Source organism: Streptomyces sp. NPDC054841, assembly GCF_053611045.1.
Map to the genome: position 1 here is coordinate 1 of NZ_JBSGZO010000381.1, position 8,344 is coordinate 8,344.

The window sequence follows — 8,344 nt, forward strand, 5'->3', positions numbered from 1 at the left end:
TGCGGGCCCGGGAGGTGCCCCCAGTCGTCAGTCGGCATGGCTCCGCCATGACTCTCCCCCTGCCTTCGGCGGGGGGAGCCCCATCCTCCGCCTTGGATCCGAAGCCGCATCAGTGACATCAGCCGCTTCGCGGCGGGCGCTCGCTGATCCAGCCTGATCCACCGGACAGACCCTAGGCCCCCGCGGGCCGGGGCGCGAGGCGGCCGGGAGGCGGGGGTACGGGCCCTGTGTCCCGGTCGTGCGTCCCGGGTCCCGCGTCCGGGTCGTGCGTCCGGGTCCCGCGTCCCGGTCGTGCGTCCGGGTCCCGGGGCACGCTCGCCCGCCGGGCGTCGGGCGGCGGACCGTGGCGTTCCAGGGTCGATAGGATCATGTGTCATGAGTGCCCCGGAGCCCACCATCGTCGCCACCTCCGGTGGCCACCGTGTCGGCGGCCGCACCATGGTGACGTTTCATTCACTGGTGCACCACGCGGTCGAGCTGTCAGGAGTCCACGGCCGCCGGCCCCGGATCATGTACGTCGGCACCGCCATCGGCGACGCCGAGCACTTCACCTCGCGCATGACCGAGGCCGCGCGCGTGGCCGGATTCGATCTGACACCCCTTCATCTCTTCCCGATGCCCAACCTCGACGACATCGAGGGCACGGTTCTCGACCAGGACGTCGTCTGGGTCATGGGCGGCTCGGTGGCCAATCTGCTCGCGGTGTGGCGGGTCCACGGGCTCGACGCCGTCCTGCGCAGGGCCTGGGAGGCCGGTGTCGTCCTCAGCGGGGTCAGCGCGGGATCGATCTGCTGGTTCCGGGGTGGCGCAACCGACTCCTTCGGGCCCGATCTGCGACCGCTCACCAACGCCCTGGGCTTCCTGCCGTATGGCAACGGCGTGCACTACGACACCGACGCGGGCCGCCGGCCGCTGGTGCACCGACTGGTCGCCGACGGCACGCTGCCCGTCACGCATTGCACCGATGACGGAGTGGGCCTGGTCTACCGCGGCACCCAACTGGTCGAAGCAGTCACAGAAGTGCCGGGGAAGGGCGCCTATGTCGTCGTACGCGAGGGCGACGCGGCCGTCGAAGAGCGCATCGAACCACGCAGACTGCCCGCACCGCGGTCCTGATCACCCCCGGGCGGGGCAGGCCCCGGCATCGTTGTCGGTGCCGCCCAATATGCTGGATCCCTTGGCCATCGGCTGACGAAGGAGTCCCAAGGTGCCGTCGATGCTCGATGCCGTCGTCGTGGGGGCGGGACCCAACGGGCTGACCGCCGCCGCCGAGTTGGCGCGCCGCGGCTTCTCCGTCGCCGTGTTCGAGGCCCTGGACACCGTGGGCGGCGGCGCCAGGACCGAGGAGCTCACGCTCCCCGGCTTCCGGCACGACCCCTGTTCCGCCGTGCATCCGCTGGGCGCGGGCTCACCCGCCTTCAAGGCCATGCCGCTCGCGCGGTACGGGCTGGAGTGGCTGCACCCGCCGCTCCCCATGGCGCACCCCTTCGACGACGGCACCGCCGCCGTGCTGTCCCGTTCCGTCGCCGAGACCGCCGCCTCGTTCGGGCCCCGGGACGCCGGCGTGTACCGCCGCCTCGTCGCCCCCTACCTCGGCAAGTGGGACACCCTCGCCCGGGACTTCATGTCCCTCCCGCTCACCGCGCTGCCCCGCGATCCCGTCACCCTCGCCCGCTTCGGGCTCGACGGGCTCCCGCCCTCCACCTGGCTGTTGCGCCGGTTCCGCGACGACCGGGCCCGCGCGCTGTTCGCCGGGCTCGTCGCCCATGTCATCGCCCCGCTCCACGGCATCGGCACCGGCGCGGTCGGGCTCGTCTTCGCGCTCGCCGCGCACGCCGGGGGCTGGCCGCTGCCGCGCGGTGGCTCGCAGTCGATCTCCGACGCCCTCGCCGCGTACGTACGAGACCTCGGCGGCACGATCCACACCGGCTCCGAGATCAAGCGCCTGGACGATCTGCCTCCCGCCCGCGCCTACGTCTTCGACACCTCCCCGACGGCCCTGGCCCGGATCGCGGGCCTCGGGCGGGCGTACGACGGGTACCGCTACGGCGCGAGCGTCTTCAAGATCGACTACGCCCTGGACGGCCCCGTTCCGTGGACCGCCGCCGAGCCCCGGCGCGCCGGTACCGTCCAGATCGGCCCCAGCACCCGCGAGATCGGTGCCGCGCTGCGCGAGGCGTCCGGCGGCACCGCGCCCGCCACCCCGTTCCTGATCACCGCCCAGCCCAGCCTCGTCGACCCCTCCCGGGCGCCCGAGGGCAAGCATGTCTTCTGGGCGTACGGGCACGTCCCGCACCGCTGGGAGGGCGACCTCACCGACGCGATCGAGCGCCAGATCGAGCGCTTCGCCCCCGGCTTCCGCGACCGCGTCCTCGCCCGTGCCACCGCCGGCCCGCCCGAGCTCGCCGCGCGCAACGCCAACTATGTGGGCGGCGACATCGCCTGCGGCGCGGCCACCGGCCTCCAACTGCTCCTGCGCCCCAAGCTGTCCCTGTTCCCGTACTCGACCCCGCACCCGGCGGTCTTCCTGTGCTCGTCCGCGACTCCGCCGGGTCCGGGCGTGCACGGCATGTCGGGGCACAACGCGGCGAAGGCGGTGTGGCGGCATCTGCGGGGCGGGCGCTGACCGCGCGATGATGTCCGTATGACCAACCGTGCCTCCCTCACCCTCGTCCACGGCGACATCACCGAGCAGCACGCGGACGCCATCGTCAACGCCGCGAACTCCTCACTCCTCGGCGGCGGGGGCGTCGACGGCGCGATCCACCGGCGCGGCGGCCCGGAGATCCTCGACGACTGCCGGAAGCTGCGCGCCTCGCAGTACGGCAAGGGGCTGCCGACCGGGCAGGCCGTCGCGACCACGGCCGGCAGGCTCCACGCGCAGTGGGTCATCCACACCGTCGGTCCCGTGTACAGCACGACCGAGGACCGCTCCGCCCTGCTCGCGTCCTGCTACCGCGAGTCGCTGCGGGTCGCCGACGAGCTGGGCGCGCGGACGGTCGCGTTCCCGGCCATCTCCACCGGGGTCTACTGCTGGCCCATGGACGATGCCGCCCGCATCGCGGTCGGGACCGTGCGGGACGCGAAGACAGCGGTGGAAGAGGTGCGGTTCGTCCTCTTCGACGAGCGGGCGTACGCGGCGTTCGCCGCACAGGTGCGCTGACGGCGGCACGCTCCGGAGCATCAACCCAGCCGGCGCGCCCTGTGAACCATCGACTGTCCGGCCCGGAACCGGCGGACGGGACGCGTGTTGAGGACGGCCCGGTCGGTGGCGATGACGTGGGCGAGTGGCCGGCGGATGCCCGGACGGTGGGGCTCACGGCCTGTCCGGTGGATCCTGCTGGGCTCGCGGATCCAGCCTGATCCGCCGGACAGGCCCTAGGGCGCGTATCGAGTCGTGATCATCGGGTGGTCCTGGTGAGGTCTTTGATCCAGATCATCGAGGCGTGCAGGTGGAGACTGGCGAGGTAGCTGTCGGGAGTCTTGTCGTATCGGGTGTCCCATCGTCCCAGTTCCGGCCTCCCGGTACGTCACGCTCTGGGGCGGGTGAGGCACGTGGAGCCGACGTGAGCCGACCGGTGCACTGATGTCCGGGCGGGGACTCATGGGACATGGCCCGGCACCCGGCTCAGGTTCCGGGGAGGATACGGCGCGTTTCGTAGGCCCACATCGCGATCTCGACCCGGTTGCGGGCGCCGAGTTTGGCCATCAGGCTGGCCAGATGCGTCTTCACCGTGCTGAGGCTGATGTGCAGTGCATCGGCGATCTCGGTGTTGGTCAGCCCGCGAGCGACGGCGAGGAGCACCTGCTCCTCGCGGGCGGTGACGGGGGAGACCGGCTGGGCCACGGGCCGGCCGGCGGGCAGGTCCGCGAATGCCTGGAGCAGACGGACGGTGACGCTGGGCGCAATGAGCGCCTCACCGCCGGACGCCGACCGTACGGCCTGGGCCAGAAGGTCTGGTCCCGTGTCCTTGAGGAGGAATCCGCGGGCGCCGGCACGCAGCGCGCCGTAGACGTACTCGTCGAGGTCGAACGTGGTGATGACGACCACGGCCAGCGGGTCGGCGACGCCCGGGCCGGCGACCAGCCGGGTGGCCTCGAGCCCGTCGAGTACGGGCATACGGATGTCGAACAGACAGACGTCGGGGCGCAGTTCGCGGGCCAGACGTACCGCCTCCCGCCCGTCGGCGGCCTCGCCGACCACCTCGATGCCGGGCTGGGCGTTCAGCATGATCCGCAACCCGGTGCGGATGATCGTCTGGTCGTCAGCGACGAGGACGCGAATGGACACCGCTCTCGCTCCTCGCTCTCGGCAGTTCGGCGTCGACATGCCAGCCCCGGTCGGTACCCGGGCCGGCTCGTAGTGTGCCGCCGAGCAGCGTCGCGCGCTCGCGCAGTCCGGTAAGTCCGTATCCGTCGCGACCCCGGCCGGTGCGCCGGCCGTTGTCGCGCACGCTCACCCGTACCGTGTGCCGTTCCGCGGCGACCCGGACGACGAGCTCGGTCGCGTCGACCGCATGGCGCAGCGCGTTGGTCACCGACTCTTGCACGATCCGGTAGACGGCCGCGTCCACGGCCGGGGGCAGCGCGTCCAGTTCGCCGTCGAGCCCCAGGTCGACCCTGAGGCGACCACCCGGGGTGCGCACCAGGCGCTCCAGATCCGCGACACCGGCAGGCGGCGCCAGCTCGGCGCCGACCCCGCGGTCGCGCAGCGCGGCGACCATGGCGCGCATTTCCTCCAGCGTGCGCGCCCCTTCCTCCTCGACCCCCTCCAGCGCCTCGACGGCGGCGGACGGGTCGGTGCCCGCGAGCACCCGGCCCGCCTGGGCGATGATCACCATGGCCGACACGTGGTGGGCCACCGTGTCGTGCAGTTCCCGGGCGAGCTGCTCGCGCTCGCGGGAGCGCACCTGCTCCAACTGCCGCTCGCGAGCGGTCACACGGAACCGCACGGCAGCCCCGACCACGCCGGGCAGCAGCAGGAAGACGAAGCCCACGACCTTTTCGACGACCGGGGTCTCGTCCGTGACGACACACAGCGCGCCGGCCGCGAGGATCACCGCGCCGCCCAGCACGATCTCCCGTCCCGATCCCCACCGGGGCAGCGCGTACACCAGCACGAGCACGACCGCGCCGGTGTACAGGCCGACGGGCTCGCGCGGTGCGGCGACGAGCGAGGCCACCGGAAGCAGGATCACCGAGCCGAACGCCAGCGTCACCATCGCCAGCGGGCGGGTCCGGCGCCACAGGGGCAGCAGGCACAGCCATACGGCGAACACCACCGCCACCGGCCGCCACACGACGTTCTCGCGCAGGGTGGCCTCCAGCGCCACACCGGCAAGGCCCGCGGCGAGCAGCGCCCAGTCCCGCCGCACGCGGGCGGGCGCGTCGGGCGGCCGGGGTTCGGTCCACAGGGTTCGCAGGTCGTCTCGCAGCACGGTTCTCAGCGTAGGGACCGCGCCGTGCCGCGCATCGGCCGAAAGGACGGGGCGTCACTCCGACTTGGGGCCGACGGATCCGCGGCCCGCGGGCCGATGCCGCAGAGCGCCGTGGCGACGAGCCTCGGCATCGGCGGCCGTACAAGGACGGCCGACGAGGTGGTTGGAGGACCCGATGCTCTCGAAAGCCCTGTTGCGCCTGGGCGCAAGCGCCGCCCGCCATCCCTGGCGGGTGATCGCGGCATGGCTGGTCGCCGCCACGCTCGCCGTCCTCGCCGCCGTCGCCTTCGGCGGGCGGAATGCGGATTCGATGACCGCTCCGGGACTGGACTCCCAGCGGGCCGCGGAACTGATCGAGCGGGCCGGCACCGGTCAGGAGGGGATGACCGCCCAAGTGGTCGTCACCCCCCTCGACGGCGCTGCGACGTTCTTCGACCACGACAGCGCGCGCACCGCTCTCACGCGGCTGCAGACCGAGGTGAAGCGGCTGCCGCACGTGCTCGGCACGAGCGACCCGGCGGGGGCACTCGACGCAGGCGGGGACACCGCCGTGCGCGGCGGCCTCGTCTCGGCCGACGGGCGGATCGCGGTCGTCCGGGTGCAGTACCCCGACCAGAGTCGGCTGTCGGCCGAAGACCTCGACGCCCTCGTCGATCTCGGCGACCGGCTGCGCGCCGAACTGCCCCTGCGTATCGAGATGGGCGGGGACCTCTTCTACGCCTTCTCCGACCCCGACGGCGGCGCGAGCGAGCTGATCGGCCTCCTCGCCGCGGCCGCGATCCTGTTCCTGGCGTTCGGTTCGCTCGTCGCCGCCGCGCTGCCGATCGGCATGGCGGTCTTCGGACTGACCGTCGGGGTCGCCACGATGACGGTACTGGCGGGGGTGACGGACGTCCCCACCTTCGCACCGGTCCTGGGCAGCATGGTCGGGCTCGGAGTGGGCATCGACTACGCGCTGTTCGTGCTCGCCAGGCACCGGGAGTACCTCGCGCGCGGGCTCGATCCGCACGAGGCGGCCGGACGAGCGGTGGCCACGGCGGGGCGGCCCGTGGTCTTCGCCGGCGGCACCGTCGTCGTGTCGATCCTCGGCATGGCGGTCGCGAACGTGCCGTTCATGACGGTGGGCGGGCTTGCCGTCTCGATCGTTGTCCTGACCATGGTGCTCGCGTCGGTGACGCTGCTGCCGGCCTTCCTCGGCGCGGCCGGCCCGCGTCTGGGCCGGCCCGGTCGGATCGGCCGGGCACTTCGGGCCGGGCGGTCGGGCCGACTCGGCCGACGGCGGGACGCGGCGGCGGGCGCCGTCCCCGCCGCCGGGTGGCGGCGCTGGCTCGGGCACGTCGGCCGGCACCCGGTGCCGTACGCGGTCGGCGCCGCGGCGCTGCTGCTGACCGCGACGCTGCCCGTGCTCGGCCTGCGCGTCGGCCTGCCCGACGACGGCTCACTGCCCCACAGCCGTACCGAGCGCCGCGCCTACGACCTCGTCGCCGAGGGGTTCGGCCCGGGCACCAACGGTCCCCTCGTCATCGCCGCGGACCCCGCCGGTGATCCGGGAGTGCTGGACCGACTCGTCGCAACGGTCGCGGCGGATCCGGGCATCGCATCCGTCGCACCGACGCACATCGATCGGGCCACCGGCATCGCGACCCTCGTGGTGTTCCCGACCACCAGCCCTCAGGACAAGGCCACGGCCGACACCATCGCCCGGCTGCGCACCGGCGTGCTGCCCACGGCGATCGGGCACGGCCCGGCCAGGGCCCACGTCGGCGGCGCCGCCGCGAGCCTGTCCGATGTGGGCCAACGCACCAGCCAACGCCTGCCGGTGTTCGTCGCCGCCGTGCTGGCGATGTCGTTCCTGCTGCTGATGCTGGTCTTCCGCTCGATACTCGTACCGCTCAAGGCGGTACTGCTGAATCTGCTGAGCATCGGCGCGGCCTACGGCATCATGGTCGCGGTCTTCCAGTGGGGCTGGGGAGGCGCACTCATCGGGCTGGAAGCGACGGTTCCGATCGTGTCGTTCATCCCGATGTTCCTCTTCGCCATCCTGTTCGGCCTGTCGATGGACTACGAGGTGTTCCTCCTCTCCCGCGTACGCGAGGAGTACCTGCGCACCGGCGACAACGGCACGGCGATCGTTGAGGGCGTCTCGGGCACCGCCCGGATCATCACCTCGGCCGCCCTCATCATGGTGGCGGTCTTCCTGTCCTTCGCCGTCGCCGAGGACCCCTCCACCAAAATGTTCGGGCTCGGCCTGGCCACCGCGATCTTCATCGACGCCACGGTCGTACGCATGGTGCTGGTACCGGCGACCATGACACTCCTCGGCCGGACCAACTGGTGGCTGCCGAAGTGGCTAGACTGGCTGCTTCCCCGCGGCCCGGTCGGCACCGACGACACCGACGCGGAATCCACGGGTGAGGCCCCGCGTCCACGGCTGGTTGACCGTTGACTCAACTCCTGCCCGCCCTTGGCGTCCGGCACCTCAGCGCGTCACCTAGGGGCATATCGAGTCGTGATCATCGGGTGGTCCTGGTGAGGTCCTTGATCCAGATCATCGAGGCGCGCAGGTGGAGACCGGCGAGGTAGCTGTCGGGAGTCTTGTCGTATCGGGTGGCGATGCCTCGCCATGCTTTGAGCTTGTTGATCAGGCGTTCGACGGTGTTCCGCTCCTTGTAGAGATCGGCGTCGTGGCTGACGGGTCGGCCACCTCTGGAGCCCTTCTTCTTCCGGTTGGCGGCCTGGTCCTTCTTCTCCGGGATGACCGCCTTGATACGGCGTTTGCGCAGGTGGGCGCGGTTTCCGCGGGACGAGTACGCCTAATGGGACGCGAAGGACGGTAAGCGAGCCCTGATCTTGGTCACCGGCCTTCCGGGCGCGGAGCAAGCCTTTGAGTATGCCCGGACCATCGA

The 8,344-nt window shown here is 72.2% G+C and carries 6 protein-coding genes and 1 pseudogene; 4 read left to right on the plus strand and 3 right to left on the minus strand.

Annotated features, from left to right (window positions below; all coding sequences use genetic code 11):
- The first annotated feature begins 375 nt into the window (after positions 1 to 375).
- The 3 genes from ACWGI8_RS33800 (at position 376) to ACWGI8_RS33810 (ending at position 3,163) form a co-directional block, all read left to right on the plus strand.
- The gene (locus ACWGI8_RS33800; RefSeq protein WP_453666827.1) at positions 376 to 1,116 is read left to right on the plus strand and encodes a Type 1 glutamine amidotransferase-like domain-containing protein; all 741 of its coding nucleotides are present in this window, start codon (positions 376 to 378) and stop codon (positions 1,114 to 1,116) included.
- Positions 1,117 to 1,207: 91 nt separating this feature from the next.
- The gene (locus ACWGI8_RS33805; RefSeq protein ID WP_453666829.1) at positions 1,208 to 2,626 is read left to right on the plus strand and encodes a phytoene desaturase family protein; all 1,419 of its coding nucleotides are present in this window, start codon (positions 1,208 to 1,210) and stop codon (positions 2,624 to 2,626) included.
- 18 nt (positions 2,627 to 2,644) lie between these two features.
- Positions 2,645 to 3,163, plus strand: a complete 519-nt coding sequence (locus ACWGI8_RS33810) for an O-acetyl-ADP-ribose deacetylase (protein WP_453666831.1) — start codon at positions 2,645 to 2,647, stop codon at positions 3,161 to 3,163.
- Positions 3,164 to 3,628: 465 nt separating this feature from the next.
- Here ACWGI8_RS33810 and ACWGI8_RS33815 read toward each other — a convergent pair whose 3' ends face one another.
- The gene (locus ACWGI8_RS33815) at positions 3,629 to 4,291 is read right to left on the minus strand and encodes a response regulator (protein ID WP_030832911.1); all 663 of its coding nucleotides are present in this window, start codon (positions 4,289 to 4,291) and stop codon (positions 3,629 to 3,631) included.
- Positions 4,266 to 5,438 carry a sensor histidine kinase gene (locus ACWGI8_RS33820; RefSeq protein ID WP_451293407.1) on the minus strand — a complete coding sequence of 391 codons (1,173 nt, stop codon included), beginning with the start codon at positions 5,436 to 5,438 and terminating at the stop codon, positions 4,266 to 4,268. Before ACWGI8_RS33820 ends, ACWGI8_RS33815 begins: the two co-directional genes overlap by 26 nt.
- A 175-nt stretch (positions 5,439 to 5,613) precedes the next feature.
- Here ACWGI8_RS33820 and ACWGI8_RS33825 point away from each other — a divergent pair, with 175 nt between their 5' ends.
- On the plus strand, positions 5,614 to 7,884 hold the full coding sequence (locus ACWGI8_RS33825) for an MMPL family transporter (RefSeq protein ID WP_453666834.1): 2,271 nt from the start codon (positions 5,614 to 5,616) through the stop codon (positions 7,882 to 7,884).
- 67 nt (positions 7,885 to 7,951) lie between these two features.
- Here the strand turns inward: ACWGI8_RS33825 and ACWGI8_RS33830 are convergent.
- Positions 7,952 to 8,251: pseudogene (locus tag ACWGI8_RS33830) on the minus strand (transposase); the annotation flags it as partial.
- Positions 8,252 to 8,344 lie beyond the last annotated feature (93 nt).

Coding starts and splice junctions, on each gene's coding strand:
- ACWGI8_RS33810 (WP_453666831.1), top strand. CDS start 2,645: ATGACCAACCGTGCCTCCCTCACCCTCGTCCACGGCGACATCACCGAG.
- ACWGI8_RS33825 (WP_453666834.1), top strand. CDS start 5,614: ATGCTCTCGAAAGCCCTGTTGCGCCTGGGCGCAAGCGCCGCCCGCCAT.
- ACWGI8_RS33800 (WP_453666827.1), top strand. CDS start 376: ATGAGTGCCCCGGAGCCCACCATCGTCGCCACCTCCGGTGGCCACCGT.